The 21,951-nt window shown below is 64.5% G+C and carries 14 protein-coding genes; 6 read left to right on the top strand and 8 right to left on the bottom strand.

Going from position 1 to position 21,951, the window contains the following annotated elements; all coding sequences use genetic code 11:
• Positions 1-147 precede the first annotated feature (147 nt).
• The 5 genes from G7009_RS16295 (at position 148) to pgm (ending at position 8,690) form a co-directional block, all read left to right on the top strand.
• On the top strand, positions 148-1,584 hold the full coding sequence (locus tag G7009_RS16295; protein WP_181131085.1) for a hypothetical protein: 1,437 nt from the start codon (positions 148-150) through the stop codon (positions 1,582-1,584).
• Positions 1,584-2,963 carry an aminotransferase-like domain-containing protein gene (locus G7009_RS16290; RefSeq protein ID WP_181131084.1) on the top strand — a complete coding sequence of 460 codons (1,380 nt, stop codon included), beginning with the start codon at positions 1,584-1,586 and terminating at the stop codon, positions 2,961-2,963. The genes G7009_RS16295 and G7009_RS16290 overlap by 1 nt, the downstream gene beginning before the upstream one ends.
• A gap of 90 nt (positions 2,964-3,053) precedes the next feature.
• Positions 3,054-4,706, top strand: a complete 1,653-nt coding sequence (locus G7009_RS16285) for a VRR-NUC domain-containing protein (RefSeq protein ID WP_181131083.1) — start codon at positions 3,054-3,056, stop codon at positions 4,704-4,706.
• Positions 4,703-6,964, top strand: coding sequence for an ATP-dependent DNA helicase (locus G7009_RS16280; RefSeq protein WP_181131082.1), 2,262 nt, complete (start codon positions 4,703-4,705; stop codon positions 6,962-6,964). Before G7009_RS16285 ends, G7009_RS16280 begins: the two co-directional genes overlap by 4 nt.
• Positions 6,965-7,052: 88 nt before the next feature.
• Positions 7,053-8,690, top strand: a complete 1,638-nt coding sequence (gene pgm / locus G7009_RS16275) for a phosphoglucomutase (alpha-D-glucose-1,6-bisphosphate-dependent) (RefSeq protein ID WP_181131081.1) — start codon at positions 7,053-7,055, stop codon at positions 8,688-8,690.
• A gap of 102 nt (positions 8,691-8,792) precedes the next feature.
• On the opposite strand, the gene dkgB is transcribed toward pgm, so the two are convergent.
• From dkgB to G7009_RS16245, 6 genes are all read right to left on the bottom strand, one after another.
• Positions 8,793-9,596 carry a 2,5-didehydrogluconate reductase DkgB gene (dkgB, locus tag G7009_RS16270; RefSeq protein WP_181131080.1) on the bottom strand — a complete coding sequence of 268 codons (804 nt, stop codon included), beginning with the start codon at positions 9,594-9,596 and terminating at the stop codon, positions 8,793-8,795.
• Between the two features lie 131 nt (positions 9,597-9,727).
• The gene (locus G7009_RS16265; RefSeq protein WP_181131079.1) at positions 9,728-10,066 is read right to left on the bottom strand and encodes a hypothetical protein; all 339 of its coding nucleotides are present in this window, start codon (positions 10,064-10,066) and stop codon (positions 9,728-9,730) included.
• 337 nt (positions 10,067-10,403) lie between these two features.
• Positions 10,404-11,849, bottom strand: a complete 1,446-nt coding sequence (locus tag G7009_RS16260) for a curlin (protein WP_181131078.1) — start codon at positions 11,847-11,849, stop codon at positions 10,404-10,406.
• 14 nt (positions 11,850-11,863) lie between these two features.
• Positions 11,864-12,349, bottom strand: coding sequence for a curlin (locus G7009_RS16255; RefSeq protein WP_375139561.1), 486 nt, complete (start codon positions 12,347-12,349; stop codon positions 11,864-11,866).
• A 39-nt stretch (positions 12,350-12,388) separates the two neighbouring features.
• Complete coding sequence (locus G7009_RS16250; protein WP_181131077.1) at positions 12,389-14,620, bottom strand: Ig-like domain-containing protein; 2,232 nt, start codon at positions 14,618-14,620, stop codon at positions 12,389-12,391.
• 20 nt (positions 14,621-14,640) lie between these two features.
• A complete protein-coding gene (locus G7009_RS16245) occupies positions 14,641-15,987 on the bottom strand; it encodes a hypothetical protein (RefSeq protein WP_181131076.1) in 1,347 nt (448 codons plus the stop codon).
• A gap of 636 nt (positions 15,988-16,623) precedes the next feature.
• On the opposite strand from G7009_RS16245, the gene G7009_RS16240 reads away from it, so the two are divergent.
• Positions 16,624-17,556, top strand: coding sequence for a DUF808 domain-containing protein (locus tag G7009_RS16240; RefSeq protein ID WP_181131075.1), 933 nt, complete (start codon positions 16,624-16,626; stop codon positions 17,554-17,556).
• A 495-nt stretch (positions 17,557-18,051) separates the two neighbouring features.
• Here G7009_RS16240 and G7009_RS16235 read toward each other — a convergent pair whose 3' ends face one another.
• Both G7009_RS16235 and G7009_RS16230 read right to left on the bottom strand, forming a co-directional pair.
• Positions 18,052-19,344, bottom strand: a complete 1,293-nt coding sequence (locus G7009_RS16235; RefSeq protein WP_258197954.1) for a carbohydrate porin — start codon at positions 19,342-19,344, stop codon at positions 18,052-18,054.
• A 110-nt stretch (positions 19,345-19,454) separates the two neighbouring features.
• Positions 19,455-21,872, bottom strand: coding sequence for a glucose/quinate/shikimate family membrane-bound PQQ-dependent dehydrogenase (locus G7009_RS16230; RefSeq protein ID WP_181131074.1), 2,418 nt, complete (start codon positions 21,870-21,872; stop codon positions 19,455-19,457).
• Positions 21,873-21,951 lie beyond the last annotated feature (79 nt).

The following is a 21,951-nucleotide window of genomic DNA, read 5'->3' as shown; positions in this document are numbered from 1 at the left end:
AGCGGGCAGGGCCTTTCAATGGCATGGCGGCAGTAACTTGTCACTTTATGTAGACGCACAAGGCTGCGGGAAATATCAACAGCTTGTTGCGCCATCTGCCCACGCCTATTTCTTCAGCGGATCAAAGGCGCTTCAGGAGACTGTGACATGTCGAGCCATATTCATGATCAGGCCATTCAATATATCTTCCAGCAAGTCCTGCAACGATTGCTCAAACACATGAGCCACGCGCAACGTGCATCGCTGCAGTTGCTCATCAAGCGCCTGGTGAACGCTGCCGGAGGCCCTGACGCGCTGGGCGGCTTCACACTGCTGGTCCTGGACAGCGGGGATCGCAGCAGCGCGCATACCCTGGCTTGCCTGCGGGCCGCGCAACTCAACCTGGCGACCCGTCTGCAGCACACCTTCAACCTGCGTGTGGTCGCGGTACCGTCGCCTGGACGCTATGTCGAGGCGATGCACCACCACGAGCACTGCTTCAATGCCTTGTTCCTGCACGATGACCCTCGGGTCCGATTGCTGATGGCCTCGGACGGGGAGCTTCGGCCATTCTGCGCTCAATGGCCGGCTTCGGCGCAACAGCCCACGCGCGAGCGCGACGCCTTGCTGATGTTCGGCCACCTTTGCAAGGGCAGCCCGAACGACCTGTTCGGCAGTCGGCGCCTGCTGTCACTCGCCGAAGGCTACGCGCTGGCGCTGGCCGGGGTCGACGAAGTGGATGCCTTCGTCACGGGCGTGCCCGCGCGGCATCGCCGTCGCCAACTGGCCTGGAGCCGTCGTTGTCTACAGGCTCTGGGGCTCGCGGTAGCGCGGTCGAGGCCCTTCTGTGAACGCAGCCTGGCCGACAGTCTGATACGAGCGCGGACGCTCCTGCCTTGGGCAGGGGCCACGCGCGAAGGTCCGGGCAACGCTCGGTCAGCCGGCGCTTCTGGCAAGGCTGCATTGCACGTGGTCGCCATCGACGACCTGCTTGTGGATGTACAGCGGGATGATTGGCTCGAACGCATGCTGGGTCCGCTGGAGACTGTCCATGGCTGGCGCTTGGCGACGTTTGCCCGCGACCCGGTACCCTTGGCGCACCTGCATGGCCTGCGCGCCAAGCTCATCGAACAACGGACTTATGAAGAAGGTGTCCGTTACCTGCGTGCCACGCTGCCACGAGCCCTCTGGGAGGAGGGCGGCCTGCAGTCGGATGCGGTGCACAAGCAGGCCGAGGCGCATTTTCGGCAAGGCTACGGGCTCGAAGACACCCAATTGGCCTGCCTGCTGTTCACCCCGTTCTCGATGCACGGGCGTAAGCTGGACGCCTACCTGCAAGCTTGTCATCCGAGCATGCGCGTCGCCGTGCCGTACATGCACAAGGCCCTGCGCGGGGAGCGGTGCCCCAAGGCAGTCGGCCAGTGGCTGACCGATACCAGTGGCTTGTCGCTCCCGCACCTGCAACGCCTCTATGCCGATCCGCGCTTGCCGATCACTTGGCAACGTTTACTGACATTGCTCACCCGGCGTGATGCCGAGCTGCACTACGTCAGTCCGTCAGCGCGGTCGCGCGGGCGCTCATCGAGCCGGCGGACAGCTTCCTGATGCCCCGCGGCGTGCGGCGCGAGTTCGCTTACCAGGGAGTCTATCGCTATCTCGAAACCCTGATCGTCCAGGCCGCGCTGGATCCGGTCGGGCGACTGCCTTCGTTGCGTGATCTGGCGCAACGCCTCAACGTGTCGATCTCCACGGTGCAATATGCCTATACACGGCTCGAGCATGAGGGCAGGGTGCGCTCGGTGCCCAAGTCGGGTTACTTCGTGTATTCGTCTACCGCGCTGGCGGCCGATACCGGCCTGGAGGCGTCGGTGCAGGGAACCGAGCGAGGGGCGCCCCTGGCCTGCGATCTGCCGATGCCGGCCATGCCTGCCCTGGACCGAGCGCTGCTGGCCGAGGAGCGACGCCTGGCACGCGAGGTTTCACGTGGTATCGGCGGGCGGCGGCTTCTGGGCGAAGCCTTGCTGCGCAACGCATTGGCGGTGCGCCATACCCGATCCTCGCGGCAATGCTGGAGCGCCGAGGATGTGTACCTGGCGCCGGATCTCCAGGCGCTGCTCGAAACGCTGTTCGCTGCCATGGGCCTTGCAGGCAGCAGCGTGGTCGTGGCCTCGCCCTGCTGTCGGCGTATCCTGCAGGCCTTGCAGCGTGCCCGGGTCCGGGTGGTCGAGCTGCCCCTGGACGAGCAGGGTGGCGCCGACCCGGAGGACCTTGGACGGTTGCTCAGCCACGAGCCGATACGGCTGGCGCTGCTGCCGTCATGCCTGAGTACGCCCAGCGGGCAGTTGATGCCCGTGCAGAGTCAGCAGGCCATCGGGCGCCTGCTGGATCGTCATCAGGTGTGGTTGTTGGAGAATGACCTGGACAGTGACCATTGCTTCAATGCGGCGCCCGTGTCGCGCATGCGTGATTGGGTCGATCCGCATCGGCTGCTGGTATTCGGCTCGCTGGAGGCCACGATGGGCGCCGAGGCACCCTATGCCTACCTGCTGGGCCGTGACGAATCCTTGCGCCGGGCTTTCGGCCTGCGTGCCTTTCGCCTGCCGCCATTGCGCCAGCAAGCGCTCGGCACGCTGTTCGCGCGTGGCGAAATCGATACCCACCTGCACGCGCTGCGCGGTCAGCTGGTGGCACGCGCCGATCCGTTGTGCGAGCAGGTGACGCAACACCTCGGCGGTCATCTGAGTTTCACGCGTCCGCTTGGCGGTCGAGGGCTCTGGACCCGTCTCAATGCCCCCGTCGAAAACCTGCGCCAGGCCCTGCGGCCGGTACCGGGAAAGATCCTGTTCGCCGCGCCAGGCGAACTGTTCTGCCTGCGGGGTCGCTATCGACACCACCTGTTGCTGGCGTGGGCGGGAGGTTCCCTGGACGACCTGGGCGAGGCCCTGGAGCTGCTCGGCGCGGAGCTTGACCAGCAGCGAACGTGACCCAGCCGTCGACCGTTTATCCGCGGCGCTTGCCAGTGCGCGGGATCTGTATGTATAACCAGTGCAACGTTCCCCTGCCTGTCCTGCGCCGTGATTGCCCACTCCGTCGAAGATCCGTTCTACTACCTCTATAACTTCCGTCAGGTACTCGACTGGGTCGAGCTGCGCTATCCCGACCTGCTCGATTCCGAGGAACAGGCGTTCATTCGCCTGTTCGGTGAATTGCCAGGTCCGGCCCAGGGCTTGCTGGTGCGCATGGTCATGCGCAAGGGCGAGCTGTTTCGCACCGACAAGCTGGATTATGCCGAGATCGGCTGCCCCCATGCCGCGCTGCGGCCATTGCTCGAACGAGGTTGGGTAGACGATCAGGTCGAGCTGGAGCTCGAGCAGTTGTTCAACCTGTTGCGCAAGGAAGAGCTGGCCCGCTGTTTCGCCGCCCACCTCAGTCGACCGCGAGCCGCCAAGAGCGACCTGCTGGCCCAGCTGCAGCCTCTGCAATTGCCCGCGCGTCCTCTGTCGCAATGGTTCCCGGACTTCCCCGAGCGCATCGTGCGTTGGCGACTGCAATCCCTGTGCGATCGACTGCGCCTGCTGTTCTTCGGCAATCTCTATCAGGACTGGTCGGAGTTCGTGCTCGCCGACATCGGCTTGCTGCGCTACGAGCAAGTGGCCTTCAGCGCTGATTCGCGCGCCCTGCGCAGCCGTGAGGACGTGGACCTGGCCATGGCCCTGCATCACTGCGCCGAACGCCTGGAACAAGGCGAGTCGCCGCTGCAGCTGCTTTCCACGCTCGATGGCCTGCACAGCGAGAACCCCTGGCTCGGTCGACGCCGCGCGCGCCTGCTGTTCAGCCTCGGGCAGCAGTGCGAACGCCTGGGGGAATGGGACCAGGCCCTGGCGGTCTATGGCGGTTGCAAGCATCCTCAGACACGCATCCGCCAAGTGCGGGTGTACGAACGTAGCGAGCGCTGGCAAGAGGCGCATGCGTTGGCCACGCTGATGAGCGAGGCGCCCGCCAATGACCTGGAAGTCCAGGCATTGGGGCGCATGTTGCCACGCCTGGCCCGCAAGCTGGGCGGCGCCCCGCAGACCAGGCGCCGAGCGCCGGCGATGACCTTGCTGGAGCTGGAGTTGCCGATCGAGCATGCCGTGTTCGGCGTCGAGGAAGCGGTTCGGCGTTATCTCGCCGAGAGCGGCGGGCAGGTGCACTATCTGGAGAACGCCCTGTTCAACAGCCTGTTCGGCCTGCTCTGCTGGGAGGCGATCTTCGCGCCTGTGCCCGGTGCCTTTTTCCACCCGTTCCAGTCCGCTCCACAGGACCTGCACGAAGCGGATTTCCGACAGCGTCGCAGCGAGCTGTTCGAGGCCTGCCTGAGCCGGCTCGACGATGGCCGCTACCTGCAGGCCATTCGCGACTGTTACCTGGCCAAGCGGGGGCTGCAGTCGCCTTTCGTGCATTGGTCGGCGCTGACGGTGGACGTGCTGGAGCAGGCCCTGGCCTGCCTGCCGGCCGCGCACCTCAAGGCCAGCTTCGTGCGACTGCTGCAGGACATCCGCAACAACCGCACCGGCATGCCCGACCTCATCCAGTTCTGGCCGGAGCAGGGCGGCTATCGCATGGTCGAGGTCAAAGGGCCCGGTGACCGCTTGCAGGACAACCAGCTGCGCTGGCTGGACTTCTGCCGCGAGCACGGATTGCCGGTCGCGGTCTGCCATGTCCGCTGGCGCAGCGAGGCGGCATGAGTTATGTCGTTGCCGTGCGTGCGTTGTGCGAATTCAGTGCCAAGGTCGGCGATCTCGACCTGCGCTTCACCCCATCACCCACGGCGCTCGAAGGCATCAGTGGGCATCGCCGGGTCACGGCAGGACGCGGCGAGGGGTATGAGGCCGAGGTGTCCCTCGAAGGACACTACGGCACTTTGCGGGTGCGTGGCCGCGCCGATGGCTACGACCCGCGACGTAACCGCCTCGAAGAGATCAAGACCCATCGCGGCGACCTGACCCGGCAACCCGCCAACCACCGCCAACTGCATTGGGCCCAGGCCAAGGTCTATGCCTGGCTGCTGTGCCAGGCGCGGCAGCTGGAAACCATCGAGGTGGCGCTGGTCTACCTGGATGTGGACACCGACCGCCAGACCTTGATCAGCGAGCATCATGACGCCGCTGCCCTCAAGGATTTCTTCGAGACCCAGTGTCGGGTGTTCCTGACCTGGGCCCAAAGCCAGGAGCAGCGCCTGGGCGAGCGCGACCTGGGCCTGCAGGCCCTGGGCTTTCCCTATCCCGAGTTCCGCCAGGGCCAGCGGCAGTTGGCGGAGACGCTGTACAAGGCGGTGAGCACCGGTCGCTGCCTGATGGCGCAGGCCAGCACGGGCATCGGCAAGACCTTGGGCACACTGTTTCCGTTGCTCAAGGCGATGGTGCCGCAACGCCTGGACAAGGTGTTCTTTCTCACGGCCAAGACGCCTGGCCGAGCCCTGGCGCTGGATGCATTGCGCCAGGTCACCGGAGCGGGCACGCAACCGGCCTTGCGCAGCCTGGAACTGATTGCCCGCGACAAGGCCTGTGAACACCCGGGCAGCGCCTGCCACGGTGAATCCTGTCCGTTGGCCAAGGGGTTCTACGACCGTCTCCCCGCCGCTCGCGAGGCTGCCATGCAACGGCCCATGCTCGATCAGGCCAGCGTGCGCGAAGTGGCCCTTGCTCATGACGTCTGCCCTTATTACCTGAGCCAGGAGATGGCCCGCTGGGTGGATGTGCTGGTTGCCGACTACAACTATTATTTCGATGCCCATGCCTTGTTGTTCGGCCTGACCCAGGCCAACCAATGGCGCGTCGCGGTACTGGTGGACGAGGCGCACAACCTGGTCGAACGTGGCCGACAGATGTACAGCGCCACCCTCGACCAGGGCCAGTTGCTGGCCTTGCGTCAAAGCAAGCCCGAAGGGCTGGGCAGTGCGCTGGACCGGCTCAATCGGCAGTGGAACGCCTTGTACAAGGACCAGGTGGCGCCCTACCAGGCCAGTGAGCGGTTGCCCGACGCGTTCGTCAATGCAGTACAGCAGTTCATCGGGTTGGTCCAGGACCGCTTGAACCAGTCGCCTACCGAGGTCGACCCACAGGTATTGCAGTTCTTCTACCAGGCATTGCAGTTCAGCCGGGTCAGCGAGCTGTTCGACGGTCATTTCCTGTTCGATGTCAGCCTGCGCATGGGGCCGCGCAAACGGCGCCTGGCCAGCCTGTGCCTGCGCAACGTGGTACCCGCGAAGTTGCTGGGGCCACGCATGAGCGCGGCCCGTAGCGTCACGTTGTTTTCCGCCACCCTGGGACCTCGACGGTTCTATGCCGATCTGCTCGGGATGCCGAGCGACACGGCCTGGCTCGAGGTGGCGGCGCCGTTTCGCGCCGAGCAGCTGGAGGTGCGGATCGTCAGCCAGGTATCGACACGCTACCGCGAACGTCAGGCGTCACTGGCGCCGATCGTCGAGCTGATCGCCGAGCAGTATCAGCGCATGCCAGGCAACTACCTGGCCTTCTTCAGCAGCTTCGAATACCTCGATCAGGTGCTTGGCCATCTTGCCGAGCGCTATCCGGCCATCCCGCGCTGGGCCCAGGCACCGGGCATGGACGAGGGGCAGCGCGAAGCGTTTCTCGCGCGCTTCGTGGCGGACGGTCAAGGAGTGGGGTTCGCCGTGCTCGGCGGCGCCTTCGCCGAAGGCGTCGACCTGCCGGGCACCCGCCTGATCGGTGCATTCGTCGCCACCCTCGGCCTGCCGCAGGTCAACCCGGTCAACGAGCAGCTCAAGCAGCGCATGGGGCGACTCTTTGGCGCGGGCTTCGATTACACCTACCTGTACCCGGGCGTGCGCAAGGTCATCCAGGCGGCGGGGCGGGTCATTCGCGGGGAACGGGACCGCGGCGTTCTGCTGTTGATCGACGAGCGTTTCGCCGAGCCGCGGGTCCAGCAGATGTTCCCGAGCTGGTGGCGATATGGGAATGAATGAGGTCTGAACGCTCGCCGTCGCACGGCACTGCAACTCCCAGTACACTGCGTGTTCCAACCCACCACCATTCCCAGATCTCGAGGTATGCATGACGCTCAGTTCCTTGGCTGGCAAGCCGGCACCGGCCAGCGTGCTGGTTGATATTCCCCGCCTGTTGACCGCCTATTACACCGGTCGTCCCGATGCCGCCGTCGCGGCACAGCGTGTCGCTTTCGGTACATCGGGTCATCGGGGCACCTCTCTGGAGTTGAGCTTCAACGAACACCACGTCCTGGCCATTACCCAGGCCATCTGCCTGTACCGCGAAACCCAGGGCATCACGGGCCCGCTGTTCATCGGCGCCGACACCCACGCCTTGTCCGCCCCGGCGGCGGCCAGCGCGCTTGAAGTGCTGGCGGCCAATGGCGTGCAGGTCATGCTGTCCAAGGACGACGAGTACACCCCGACCCCAGCGGTGTCTCACGCCATCATCTGCCATAACCGCGGTCGCGAGCAGGGCCTGGCCGATGGGGTGGTCATCACGCCGTCGCACAACCCGCCGCAGAGTGGCGGCTTCAAGTACAACCCGCCCAATGGCGGACCGGCCGACAGCGACGTGACCAAGTGGATCGAGGCCAAGGCCAACGAGCTGCTCGCCACTGGGCTGGCAGGCGTCAAGCGCATGGACCATGGCCAGGCCCTGAAGGCGGCCACGACCCATCGCCACGACTATGTCTCCAGCTACGTGGCGGACCTTGAGAACGTCATCGACTTCGACGTGATTCGCCAGGCCAACCTGCGCCTGGGCGTGGACCCGCTGGGTGGGGCCGGCGTGCGCTACTGGTCGGCCATCGCCGAGCACTACAAGCTCGACCTGGAAGTGGTCAACACCGAGGTCGATCCGACCTTCCGCTTCATGACCGTCGACTGGGACGGCCAGATTCGCATGGACCCGTCGTCGCCTCACGCCATGCAAGGGCTGATCGGCCTGCGCGATCGCTTCGACGTGGCCTTCGCCTGCGACCCTGATCACGACCGTCATGGCATCGTCACGGCCGAAGGCTTGCTGCAGCCGAACAACTACCTGGCAGTCGCCATCGATTACCTCTTCACCCATCGCCCGCAGTGGCGCGCCGACGCGGCCGTGGGCAAGACCGTGGTCAGCAGTGGCCTGATCGACCGCGTCACCGCCCGTCTCGGTCGTCGACTGCATGAAGTCCCGGTGGGCTTCAAGTACTTCGCCCAAGGTCTGTTCGACGGCTCCCTCGGCTTTGGCGGCGAAGAGAGCGCCGGCGCCTCGTTCCTGCGCAAGGACGGCAGTGTCTGGACCACCGACAAGGATGGCTTGATCCCGGCCTTGCTGGCGGCGGAAATGACTGCCCGTACCGGACGCACGCCGAGCCAGGCCTATGCGGCGCTCACCGCTGACCTGGGTACGCCGTTCGCTACCCGCGTCGAGGCCAAGGCCGACCCACGGCAGAAAGCGCTGCTTGGCAAGCTGGCGCCGGAGCAGGTCACTTCGACGGAACTGGCGGGCGAGCCGATCGAGCAGATCCTCAGTCACGCGCCAGGCAATGGCCAGGCGATCGGTGGCCTCAAGGTGATGACCGCCAATGGTTGGTTCGCCGCGCGTCCATCGGGAACCGAGGACATCTACAAGATCTACGCCGAGAGCTTCATCGACGAGGCGCACCTGCAGCGCCTGGTGAGCGAAGCGCAGATATTGGTGGACGCAGCCATTGCCTGAGATAGGGTGATGCGCTGAAACGAAGGCGGCCCTGTCAGCAGGGCCGCCTTCTTTATGGTCTGGGCATTGCCTGAAGCATGCGCCGCGAGCATGCCCGCCACCTCAATCCCACGCAGGCGCCAGACTCGCCGGATCGCACAACCGATCCCCTCGATCCAGCGCGGTAATCTGCGCCATGTCCTCATCGCTCAAGCGCAACGCCGTGGCTTGCAGATTACTTGCAAGATTCTCCCGCCGGGTCGACGACGGAATGACCGCGTGACCCAGCTGCATCGCCCAGGCCAGAGTCACCTGGGCCGGCGAGGCAGCGTGGCGCGTGGCGATCGCCTGGATGACCGGGTCGTTCAGGACCTTGCCGTAGCCCAGCGTCATGTACGAAGTCACGGCAATGCCATGCTTGTGCATGAAATCCACCAGCGCGCGGTTCTGCAGGTAGGGGTGCAGCTCGATCTGATTGGTGACGATCGCCTGGTCGCCCACTACCGCCATGGCTTCTTCGAGCAGGGCGATGGTGAAGTTGGACACGCCGATATGACGGGTCAATCCTCGCTCGCGCGCCTCCATCAGCGCCCCCATGAATTCGCTGACAGGCACCGCGCCACCAGGTGATGGCCAATGGATCAAGGTCAGGTCCAGGTGGTCGGTGCGCAGCTTTCGCAGGCTTTGCTCGAGGCTGGGGATCAAGCGATCGGCGGCGAAATTATCCGTCCAGATCTTGCTGGTCAGGAACAGCTGATCGCGGGCAATGCCGCTCTCGGCGATGGCTTGACCGATCTCGGCTTCGTTGCCGTAAATCTGTGCGGTGTCGATGGCTCGGTAGCCGAGCTCGAGACTCTGGCGCACCGAGTCGATCACGACCTGGTCCTTGAGGCGGAAGGTACCCAATCCGAGGGCTGGAACGATCATGAAGGCAATCTCCTGATGATGAAGGACAGGGCGGCAGTATGGTCTTGCAGCGTCGGTGGAAACAGAGCCCCTCGGTCACGAGAGCTTTGACCCCTGGGCAAGGATGCTACTGGCACTGACTTTCGGACAGCTCACAGCCGCGCAGTACTCACGGTGATGTAGCCTTTGTCCGGCAGCGCGATGCGAATCACCGTCTCATCGGTCGGCGCCTTGCGCTTGCGCTTGATACGAACGCCCTCCACGGCTGCGGCGTGCATGCGCTCGGGCAGAGCGCGGCCCTTGGCGTCGAACAGCGTTTCGCTGGCCAGTAACTCGATGCGCTCGATCAACTGGCGGGTCCGTTCGTCGGTCGCGCAAAAGAACAGCACGCCGCTCAGGTGCGGATCTTCATCGGGGTTGAGGACATCATGTTCGAGCAACTGGCGCAGGGTCTGCTGGAGTTCGGCGGTCTGGGCGTCTTGCGCAGGCATGGTAGGGCCTCGTCTGGAATGGGCGGACGCCAGGCAGCGATGCTGGCGGGGCGCCTGGCGAATCTGCCCGGGATCATCTTTGTGCCAAATGGCCATGGGCAAGCAGACGCCTCCTCAAGCATTGAGCGAAATTTCCGAAAGTTACATCGAGCCTGAAAAAGTGGTAATGACCACGATCAAATAGAGGCTGCTGTTTCACGCCATTGAGGGCCCACTGACAGTTGGCCCGTCGCCATGACTTGTCCTGTCAGGTCGTAGACCGTCGGTGCTCGGCCTTCGGCCACATGGAAAAAATGACCGCGGCACAAGGGAGTGACCGCGGCGCAAAGGGGAGAGGTTATTGTTGGATGACTTTCGCCTGGTTGGCGTTGCCGTATTGATTGACGGTTGCGCTCATGCTGGCGCCGCTCTGGTTGACGATTGCCTGGTTGGCATTGCCGCCCTGGGTGACGAAGGCGACATTGGCACCATCGGTCTGTTTGATGGTGGCCTGGTTGCCACTGCCGTAAAGCTGCCAGGTCGAACTCTGGTTGCCGCTGCCGGATTGGTCCACCGTGATGCTGTTGGCGTCGCCGGTGCTGCTGCCGGTGGCGTAGTTGTCATTGCCACGCTGGTCGGCGACCAGCAGGTTGTCGCTGCCGTTCTGCTCGAAGTACAGCTCGTTGTTGCTGTCGGCCTGGTGGGTCTGCATCTGGTTGGCGGTGCCCTGCTGGTTGAGCCGGGCCAGTTGTGCCACGCCGTCCTGGGTCAGGTTGACGCTGTTGCCGGCCCCGTTCTGGTTGATCTCGGCACGTTGACTGCTGCCGAACTGGCCGCCTGGCTTCTCGCCTTTCCAGGTGCTGGCCATGATCTTGTTGCCTTGCCCGGTCGTGGTGATGCTCAGGTTGTGGTTGTCGCCCGTCTGGTAGGTGAAGTGCAGGTTGTCCTTGCCGGCCTGGGTGATGCTGGTCACTGACTGGGTGGATTCGTACTGATCGGACCAGTTGGCGTTGCGCTCCCCGTTCTGCATCAAGGTGGCGACGTTGTCGCGACCGAAACTCTGGTCGAGGATGACTTCGTTGGTCTGGCCGAGCTGGGTCACGCTGGCCTGGCTGGCGGTCTGATTGTCCTGCCAGACTTCCACGGAGTTGCCGGTACCGTTCTGCTGGATGCCGATGGTGCCGCCCACCCCATCACGCTGGTCACCATAGGCCCAGTTCGCGGCGCCTTCCTGGAAGATCTCGATCTGCCCGTCCTGATGGGTCAGGTGTTCCGCGGCACTGTAGTTGCCATAGCCGCTCTGGGTGATCTTGCTGCTGTTGTTGGCGCCGCCGAACAACTGTTCGATGTTGGCCTCGTTGCCTTCGCCCGACTGGACCGTGGTGCCCTGGCTGGCGGCCTGCGTGTCCTGCCAGATCAGGGAGTGGTTGCCCATGCCCTGCTGGATCTGCTGCGCCTGGTTACCCGAACCCAGCGACTGGCTGGTGAAGCTGTCGTTCAGGGAGCCGGTCTGCTGCTGGAGGACGGTGCTGCCGTTTTCGTACAGCTGCTCGGCGTAGCCGGCGTTGTACTCGCCATTGGTGTTCTGCTGGATCTGCGACGAACTGCCATCCTGCAAGGCCATGTGGTTATTACCCAGGCCGGTCTGGTTCTGGGTGGCGGAAGACAGCGGCGAGGCCGACTGAAGGACTTCGGCGATGTTTTCATCGCCCATCTGATTCTGGATCGAGACGCTGTCGTCGGCCATGACCTGGCCCGCCATGGCCAGGACAATGGCGGCGCTTAAGGGAGCGTGCTTGAACATGTGGTGCCTCCGGGTTAACGGTATTGAGTGATGTGTATCTGCTGCCCATTGCCGGCTTGGGACACGGCGCTCGACAGCCCCGTGCCCGCCTGCTCGATGCTGGCGCTGTTGTGGTTGCCGATCTGCTCGATGCTGGCGCTGTTGCCGCTCCCGCTCTGGCGGATCGACGCGCTGTTGCCACGCCCCTGTTGGTTGATCCCGGCCTGCAGGTCATTGCCCTCCTGCAGGATGAACGCTTCCTGCGCACCGCCGGACTGGACGATCTTGCCCAGCAGGGCCTGGCCGTTCTGATCGAGCGTGGCGCGGTTGCCCGCGCCCTGCTGCTCGATGACTGCCACCTGGCCGCTGCCGACGGGCAGCAGACGCACGATCACCGGTTCGCCCAGGTCGGACCCGACCGCCAGATCGGCGTTGTCCGCCAGGTCGTCGGCATGGGCCGCCTGGCCGTGCAACGCCAGGCAAAGCAGCGGAGCGAGCACGGCCCTCAAGACCTTTTCCATGACACTCTCCTTCACTTGCCTGGCTGTTCGCGCCTGGCCTTACTGCACGATGACCGGCACGGTACGCACGGTGCCCTGACTGCTACGGATGGTCGCGGTCGGGCTCGCCGTGGGGACGGCGGTGGTGCTGTTGCTCACCGCCAACCGCCAGCGTCCGGTCAAGGGCACCGTGGTACTGCCCAGGGTGACCAGTCCGCTCGCCGTGGTGACCTGTACCGTGATGGTGTTGCCCGTGGTCACCGACGAGGTCCCGCTGATATCCCAGTTGAAGCGGTTGTTGGAACGGGCCGTGACCGTGGCGGCCGTCACCGCGAAGGTCTCCTGCGCCGGACGTGGCGAGACCTGAACGGTGACCGTGGCCGGAGCCGACAAGGCTCCCAACGCGTCTCGCACCACGTAGCTGAAGCTGGTGCTGAACGCCGTGGTGACCGTCGCTGGTGGCGTATAGGTGACCTGCGCGCCATCGGTGCTGACCGTGCCCCGGCCGGCCGGCGGCTGAGTGACACTCGCCACCGACAACGGCAGGTTGCCTTCCTGGTCAGTGTCGTTGGCCAGCACATTGATCACCAACGGCACGCCCAGGGTGGTGACGGTCTCCGCGACAGCGGTCGGCGCCTGGTTCGGCGCGACATTGACGGTGACCGTAGCGGGTGCCGACTTCAGCCCCTTGCTGTCCTGGGCGCGGTAGCTGAAGGTGGCCACCAGCGCCGAGGTGGCGCCAGGCGGCGGGGTGTAGGTCACGGCGGTGCTGCCATTGAGCACCACCGCGCCCAGGCCGGTACCCGGCTGGGTCAGGTCGGCGACGCTCAGCGGGACGTTGCCATCCGGATCGCTGTCATTGGTCAGCAGGTTGAGGGTCAGTGGTACCCCGACGCTGGTGCTGCCCGTGTCGGCCTGGGCCAGCGGCGTCTGGTTTTCGGCTTCTACCGGTGCCGTGCCGACGACCACGACAGGTTCGACATCACTGCCGCCGGCCGCGGACTTGACCGTGACGACCGCCGGCGGCTGGGCGATGTCGCTGACCGTCAGGCTCTGCAGGGTGCCGGACTTGGACAGGCGTCCATAGCCTTGCGCGACTAGGTCGGGAACCCGCACCTCGTCACTGGAGCTGGCTTCGATCACCAGACGCTTGCTCGCCCAGTCATACCTCGCGGTTCGCACCTTGACCACGTCGCTGAGCTTGCTCGACAGCGCGGTGGGCCGGGTACTGCCCGTGCCGCTACTGGCGGTGACCACGACCACCGGCGGCGGTGCCGTGTTGCTCAGCTGCTGGTTGAAGAACAGGCCATTGTTATCGGCCAGCAGACTGAACTGGCAGGGAGAAGGCGGTGTGCCGACCAGCGCCAGACCGTTGCGCAGGCAGAGGCTGGCGCTGTTGGGCGCCTTGGCGAAGACTTCGACACGGGTGCCGCTGGCGTTGCGCTGGTAAGTGGCGCGCTCCAGCTCCACCGGCGTCTGCGCCCGCGCGTCCAGGACCTTGCCCGAGACCGTGAAGGTGTTGGTCTGGATAGTGCCGGCGGGGCCGACGATACGGACGAAGTTGGTGTCGTTGGGACTGCCGGTCACCGCTTCGATGATGTTCGGGTCGCCAATGAAGGTCTCGCTGGCGCCGGTGTCCGGGTTGACTTCGACATAGGGGCCTCCCACCCCGCGCAGGAAGGGACCGAGGTTGCCACGCAGCACGCCGCTGAAATCTCCTGGCGCGCCGATACCGATGTCACGGGTGATGTTGATGGCGCGACGTCCGGGGGCCGTCACGTTGACCGTTTCCACGCCGTACGGGTGGGTGATGGTGTAGGTACCCGCGCGCGGCACGGAAGCGCGGATCCGGATGCGCGCGAAGCTTTGCTGATCGCCATCGACCGGGTTCTCGGCCGCGAAGGCTGCCTCGATGCCTGCCACATAGACTTCCAGCTCGTAGCCACTGTTGCCGACCTGGGGGATCTCTGTCTCGGCCAGGAACCAGAACATCTCCGGTGGCCAGTTGTCCGGGAAGACCAACGGCAAGGCATCATTGTAGATACCGGGCTCCGGCAGCAGGGTACACATGTAGGCGGGCGCAGCGGGCGCGCCCGGAGCTCGCGAGCTGGTAGCCCGCGACTGGCAGAGTTCCAAGGACAGGTCGCCGGCGTCCTTGTACCACATCGGGTAGCGGCCGGTAGCCAGGGTGTAGGGCCCCGGATCGACTTCCGAGAGGGCGGCCCAGGCAGTGCCCGTGAGCGTGAAAGAGAGCCCGGCGGCGCACAGCGCCAGGCGAGGCCAATTGTTCATGATGCCTCCTTGAGGACTGTTCATGGCACCAGCACCACGGGTTCACTGTCGCTGCCGCCATTGGCGCTGGTCACCGTGACCGTGGCCGGCGGGATCGGCGAGAGCCCGGTGCTCAACGTCTTCACCGCGCCATTGCCGCTGAGGCTGCCGATGGTGGCGCCGTTGCCGGTGCGGGCGGTGAGGGCAGGGGGACTGGTTTCGTCGCTGGTGCTGGCGACCAGCGTCAGTTGACCGCTGGCAAGGCTGTATTCGGCGCGGCTGATGACCACGAGATCGGTCAGCGCGAGGTTGACGCTGGTCGGACTGCTGCTGGCGATCGCCAGCGAATTGTCCGCGGTCACCTGCAGGGTCGACGGCAAGGTCGGGTTCAGTGCCGACTGCGCGTACCACGCCCCGGTGCTGTCCGCTTCCGTGAGCGACAGGGGGGGTGTCTGAGTGTTCAGGGTAACGGTCGCGGGAGCCGGCGGTGCCATGACGAATACGTCCTGCTGAGCGCGCAGGTCACCGTCCACGTTATGCCGCGAGTAGGTCCCGCGCTGGGCGATCACCGGCGTCGGGCGCTGCACGTCGGACAGCTTGCCCGATACCGAGAACAGCTCGGTGCGAAGGTCTATGCCGTTGGGCCCTTCGATGCGCACATAGTTGGTGTTGAACGGGCTGCCCGTCACGGGCTCGTCGAGGTTGGGATCGCCGATATAGCGTTCACCGGCGCCGGTGGCCGGATTGGTCTCGGTGTAGGGACCGTTGAGGCTACGCAGGAAGGGCCCCACATCACCCTTGAGGGCGCCTGTGTAGGTGCCGGGCGAGCCGATGCCGATATCGCGGGTCATGTTGATCGCGCGGCGTCCCCCGGCGGGCACGTCGAAGACCTCGACGCCGTAGGGGTGCGTCACCACGTAGGTGCCTGCCACTGGCACATCGACCCGGATCCGGACCCTGGCAAAACTCACCTGGTCGCCGTCGATAGGCTCCTCGACGTTGAAGGCCGCCTCGATGGCCGTGCCGAAGCTCAGGTCGATACCGCGCGCGGCATCGACGATCTGCGCATCGGCGGTGAACCAGAACGCTTCGTCGGGGAAGTTTTCGGGGAAGGCGATCGGCTGGGTGTCATCGAACACTTCAGGGGTCGGCAGCAGGGTACACATGTACGCCGGCGCGCCTGGCGCGCCAGCTGCGCGTGAGCTGACCGCCTTGGACAGGCACAGGTCGAGGACCCTGCCGTGGGTGTCCTGGTACCAGGCGGCGAACTTGCCGTTCTCGGGAAGATAGGGACCGGGATCGACAGCGTAGAGTGCCGCCTGGGCCGGAACCTGAAGGAGACTGGCGATGATCGCGAGCGCCAGTGGATGGGGTGCTGATCGGTGCATGAGCATATCCTCTTGCAAACGAGCCCATGGACTTGGGGGCGTCTACGGAGGGTGCGGCAACAAGCGTACCAATCTGCTACTTCCGGGCTGCAAGCCTTGTGCAGACAGGTGCCGGAGTGATTCGGGAAACCAGACGCCATGAGGGTACTGGGCTGACTTCCCCAGCATTGGGGGGGAATGGGGCGTTGCATCAATGCAAAAATGACAGCGTGCTATCTGCCATCGACTCGAAGGCAAATATCCTGTCGCCGAGATCCTGGTTCGATCAGCTACTTGAGTCGTTGTTGCGTCAACCTGTTGCCCGCTTTGTCGCGGGGTCATGACAAGCCCTATAATAATACCACCCCTTGAAAGGACTTTTAAGGCTCGCAACCATCGCGCCAGACTTTGTAAACAGGAAGAGGACCTTTTTCACCACTGCCAACATTGCATACACAACTCCCGTGACCCACACGACGAACCGAACGGCAACGGCCCATGACGGTCTAGTACCTACCGCTTTGGAACCCATCGGGACGAAGTCTCGATTCCCGAGCTCTATCAGGAATCGATACCCGTTCTTGCCCCTCCGACCGCATGCGCCGGTCTGCATCCGGTCCTGTTCCTGACCCGTTCAATCTGCACAAGGAATCACCCATGGCTGGTAGTAGCCTGTTCGCATTACTGGATGACATCGCCACCTTGCTCGATGACATCTCCCTCATGAGCAAGGTCGCGGCAAAAAAGTCGGCAAGCGTTCTCAGCGACGACCTGGCCGTGAATGCCGAGCAGGTCACCGGCATGAAAGCCGACCGCGAGCTGCCGGTGGTGTGGAAGGTCTTCAAGGGGTCGCTGAGAAACAAGGCCATCCTGGTCCCTTGCGCGTTGATCCTCAACGCCGTGCTCCCGTCAGCGGTCGGGTGGCTGTTGATGGCTGGCGGGGCGTACCTTTGTTATGAAGGCTTCGAGGCGATCAAGGACAAGCTCGGTCGTGAGGAGAGCGCTGGTCAGGATGACGGTAAAGGCAAGCCCGCGAAGACCAAGCCCAAGACGCCCGAGGAGCTCGCGGCCTATGAGAAACGAAAGGTCTCCGGGGCGATTCGCACGGACTTTATCCTGAGTGCGGAGATCATCGTCATCACGTTGCACATCGTGGCCGAAGCGCCTTTGCTCCAGCAGATCGTGACGCTGGTGTTGATTGCGGTGGTGATGACGGTTGGGGTGTACGGGCTGGTGGCGGGTATCGTTCGAATGGACGACGCCGGGTTGGTGCTCACCAAGTCCAGGGCGACCGGGGCATGGGGCACGTTCGTTCGCAAGCTTGGGGGCGGGTTGCTGTCGGCGGCGCCGCTGCTGATGAAGGCCTTGTCCTGGATCGGGACCGTGGCGATGTTCCTGGTGGGCGGGACGTTTGTGGCCGATGGTATTGCGCCGCTCAGAGAGTTTGTTGAGGGTTTGGTTGAAAATGCCGGTGTTTGGGCGACGGTGTCCACGCTCGGGATTCATTGCGTCGTGGGTGCGTTGATCGGGATGGCGGTCGCCGTGGTGGTCAAGGGCGTCATGGCGATCAGTGGCAAGTCGGGCAGTTGAACGGCCAAGCGCTCGTCGATGACGGCCTTCGCGGATGGTCTGGCAATCCGGCGAGGCCCGGTGCCAGTCAGGCGGGGAGCAATTAGGTTCTCAAGGCTAGGATCTGCTGTGTTGCTGATGGCCTATCGCGGGACAAGCCCGCTCGCCACCGTTGTGCGGTGCAGTGAAGACATGTTTCGGTGGTGAGGTGGGATCTGCTGTGTTGCTGATGGCCTATCGCGGGACAAGCCCGCTCGCCACCGTTGTGCGGTGCAGTGAAGACATGTTTCGGTGATGAGCTGGGATCTGCTGTGTTGCTGATGGCCTATCGCGGGACAAGCCCGCTCGCCACCGGTGTGCGGAGCGGCGAGCCCAGTGGCGAGCGGGCTTGTCCCGCGATAGGCCATCAGCAACACAGCAGATCTCGGAGGCCAAATGCTCCGCTATCGGGCAATCAGTAATTTCCTCAACCGACTGGCATCGATCACAAGCCCCGCCCCCACGCGGTTACTTGAGTCAGAACGACGCCTTCACCTGCAACCCGAAGACCAGTGCGTTATCGATGTCCGTACCCGAAAACGCCCCCGGCTCGATGATGTACTGCACATCCGGACGCAGGTTCAACCAGGGCGTGGCCTGATACCCATAGCTCAGTTCGATCAGCTGTTCGGCGCTATCAAGGTTGGGGAACTGCCGATCGTTGGCCAGGGCCGCGGTCTCCAGCACATCACGACTGCGCGGGTTCGGCACCGCGCGGCCATACCCCAGCGACAGGGTATCGCGAGGTCGTCCCGCGAACGGCTTGTACAGCACCACGCCGGTACCGTACCACTTGGTAAAAGGCGACGCCGCGCTGCTGGCCGCGCTGTACTGGCCAAAAGCGTGCAGGCTGCGTCCCGGCGACGCGGGGTCATTCCACACCGCCTGGTCGATCAGCAGGTAGTGCCCGCCACGGCCCGCCACGTCCTTGTCGCTGCCGATACGCTTGACGTTGGAGCTGTCGTAGTAATAGCCCAGCTTGTACTCGCCGGGCAGTTCGCCCAGGTGCTTGTAGATCAGCTCGACCGGTACCACGGTACCAGTGGTGTGCTTGGGTCCCACATGCCAGGCGCGGCTCGGGTTGCCGTTGCTTTCGGGATCGACGTTGAAGACGGCCGCGCGCAGTTGCCAGGCAGGCGAGAAATCGTACTTGGCCCGTATACCCAGGTGGGCGTTGGGGTAGTTGGCCCAGCCACTGCCACCGGACATGTTAAGGGGATGGCCGCAGAACCCGGCGTTCATGAAGTTGCACAGGATGCCGCTGTCCAGGCCGCCCAGGTCGTTGCCCATCGCCATGTAGCCGAGCTTGACGTTGAGGGCAGGGGTGAACAGGGTGCGCTCGTAGCTCAATTCGGTCAGGCGGGTGTACAGGCCGCCGTAGTTTTCCTGGATCGGCAGGCGGTTGCCTACCAGGTCTTCGGAGGCACTGTTGCCGCGGCGATCGTTGATCGTCAGCTGCACCTTGCCGCCGTTGTCCAGGCCGTACAGTTTGCTCAGGTCGAACTGCACGCCCAGCTTGATGTTCTGCGAGTAGCGGGCGGAGCGGTGCAGGCCTCCGTGGGCGTTGTAGGCGGTTTCGCCGCTGTAGTCGCCGGTAATCCGCACGCCATCTTCTTCAAGCTGATGACGCAGGCCGCCCCAGTCGCCCGTGAGCGTGCTGCGCTCGAACAGGTCGGCGTCGGCCAGGGCGGGCAGGACGGTGCCACAGGTCAGGCCCAGGAACAGGCAGGGCGTCAGGCGGTTGGGGGTAAAACGAAAAGCGGATGACATGCGGGACCTTCCTGAAGGAAACGCGGGTTCGATAAAAAGAGATAAAAACACGGCATCCAGAGCGGATGCCGCGTTGCAGGCTGGCCCGCCGCAAGGGGCGGGCGCGGGCCTTATGGCAGGGCGTAGGCCATGACGGAGTCGCCGCGGTCGGTCGACTGGCGGGCGCCACCGGCGGTAATCACCACGTATTGCTTGCCGGTCTTGGGCGAAACGTAGGTCATCGGGCCACCCTGGCTGCCGACGGGCAGGCGGGCTTTCCAGACCTCTTCACCGTTGGCGCTGTTGAAGGCGCGCAGGTAGAAGTCCTGGGTACCGGCGATGAACACCAGGCCGCCCTGAGTGGACAGCGTACCGCCCAGCGTCGGCAGGCCGACCTTGATCGGCAGATGCATGCGGATGCCCAGCGGACCGGTGTCCTCCACGGTACCGACCGGCACTTGCCAGGCGACCTGGCGGGTCTTCATGTCGATGGCCGTCAGGGTGCCGAAGGGCGGGGCCTGGCAGGGAATACCGGCGACCGAGAGGAAGCGGTTCTTGTTCACCGCATACGGCGTGCCCTTGAGCGGAACGGCGCCCATGCCGGTGTTCAGCGCTTCGCCACCGGAAGCCGCCACAGCGTCTTTCTGCGCCGGAATCATCTGCACCCACAGGCCCAGACGCATGTCGTTGACGAAGATGAAGCCGTGCACCGGGTCGGTGGAAATGCTGCCCCAGTTCATGCCGCCCAGGGAGCCCGGGAAGCTCAGCGACAGGTCGGAGCCCGGCGCGGTGTACAGGCCGTCATAGCGCATCTTCTTGAAATCGATGCGGCACAGCAGTTGGTCGTACGGGGTCGCGCCCCACATGTCCGACTCGGTCAGGTGCTGGGCACCGACTTGCGGCATGCCGACCGACTTCGGTTGTGTTGGCGAGTACGGCTCGTTCGGGATGTTGCCCGGCTTGACGGGCACTTCATCGACCTGGGTCAGCGGCTTGCCGGTGGCACGGTCGAGGACATAGATCTGCCCGGCCTTGGTGCCGATCACCACGGCGGGGACGCTCTGGCCATCGTCCTTGGTGAAGTCGATCAGGCTCGGCTGCATCGGCAGGTCGAAGTCCCAGAGGTCGTTGTGCACGGTCTGGTACACCCACTTCTCGTTGCCGGTGCTGGCATCGAGTGCCAGGACCGAAGCGCCGTAGGTGTGGTCCAGCTTGCTACGCTCGACACCGTAGATATCGGTGGACGAGCTGCCCATTGGCAGGAAGAGGGTGTTCATGGCCGGGTCGTAGGACATCGGCGCCCAGCTGTTCGGGGTGCTGCGCACGTAGCTGCCGTCGCCGGTCGGGGCATTGCGATCTTCCGGGTTGCCCGGATCGAAGGCCCAGCGCATCTGCCCGGTGATCACGTCGAAGCCGCGGATCACGCCGCCGGGCATGTCGGTCTGGACGTTGTCGGCGACACGGCCGCCTACCACGACGGTGGTCCCGGCCATCAGTGGCGCGGAGGACAACTGGTAGTAGGAGTCGGGCACGTTGCCCAGGCCGGCCTTGAGGTCGACCTGGCCATTCTCGCCAAAGCCCTGGCAGAACTCGCCGTTGTCGGCGTCGACCGCGATCAGGCGGCCATCGATGGTGTTGGTCAACAGGCGACGCTGGCAGTTGGCGCCGGCCGGCACGCTGCTGGCGATGACCGGGGAGCTGTCGGGCTGGGTCGGCTGGGCGAGAGGCGCGGTGGCGTCGAAGTAGGCCATGCCGCGGCAACGCTGCCAGACCTTGGACTGGGCGTTGATCTCGTTCTTCCACAGCTCCTTGCCGGTGTCGGCGTCGAGCGCGATCAGGTTGTTGTGCGGGGTGCAGATGAACACCTTGTTGCCGATCTGCAGCGGGGTGAGCTGGTCTTCGGCGCCGTTGCCGTCGCTGAGGGCGACATCACCGGTGTGATAGGTCCAGGCCACCTTGAGCTTGTCGACGTTGTCGCGGTTGATCTGGTCGAGCGCCGCGAAGCGGCTGCCGCCTTCGGTATTGCCGTAGTGCGCCCAGTCTTTCTGCGCCTGGGCCGGTTCGACCGGCGTCAGGCCAGGACCCTTGCCATTGGGCGCAACGCTTGGGTGGGCGACGAACATATTGCCCGCGGCGATGATCAGGGCGACGCCCATGACACCGGCAATGGCGTAGGCGCCACGGCCAGTGATGCCACCGTTGGCACGGACCAGCATCGGGTAGACCAGGGCCACCACCATGCCGATCGCGCTGAACATGAACAGGCGCGAGAACAGCGGCCAGAATACCAGGCCGACATCGACCAGGCTCCAGATCGCCGTGGCGGCCAGGAAGGCCGCGAACAGCCAGGCGCCGGTGCGTTTGCGGCAGGCGATGAGCAGTCCGGCGATGGCCATGGCCACGCCGCCGATAAGGAAGTACCAAGAACCACCCAGGTCGACCAGCGTGAAGCCGCCGGCCGCAAGGGCGAAGCCGAGCAGGGCGATGATCACGCCCAGGCCGACCAGGATGAATGTAGAGGCGCCAGAAGTGCGCGTAGGGTGTTTCATGCCAGGGATCTCGAAGGTGGAATGCGTTCAGTTTATACTCTTAGCAAGCTAATTAACAAGTTAGTACATATTTCTCGGG

The sequence above is a fragment of the Pseudomonas capeferrum genome (assembly GCF_013523055.1).
Lineage (GTDB): Bacteria > Pseudomonadota > Gammaproteobacteria > Pseudomonadales > Pseudomonadaceae > Aquipseudomonas > Aquipseudomonas capeferrum_A.
Note: the sequence above shows the minus strand (reverse complement) of the source record. Positions and strands in the feature narration are given on the sequence as shown.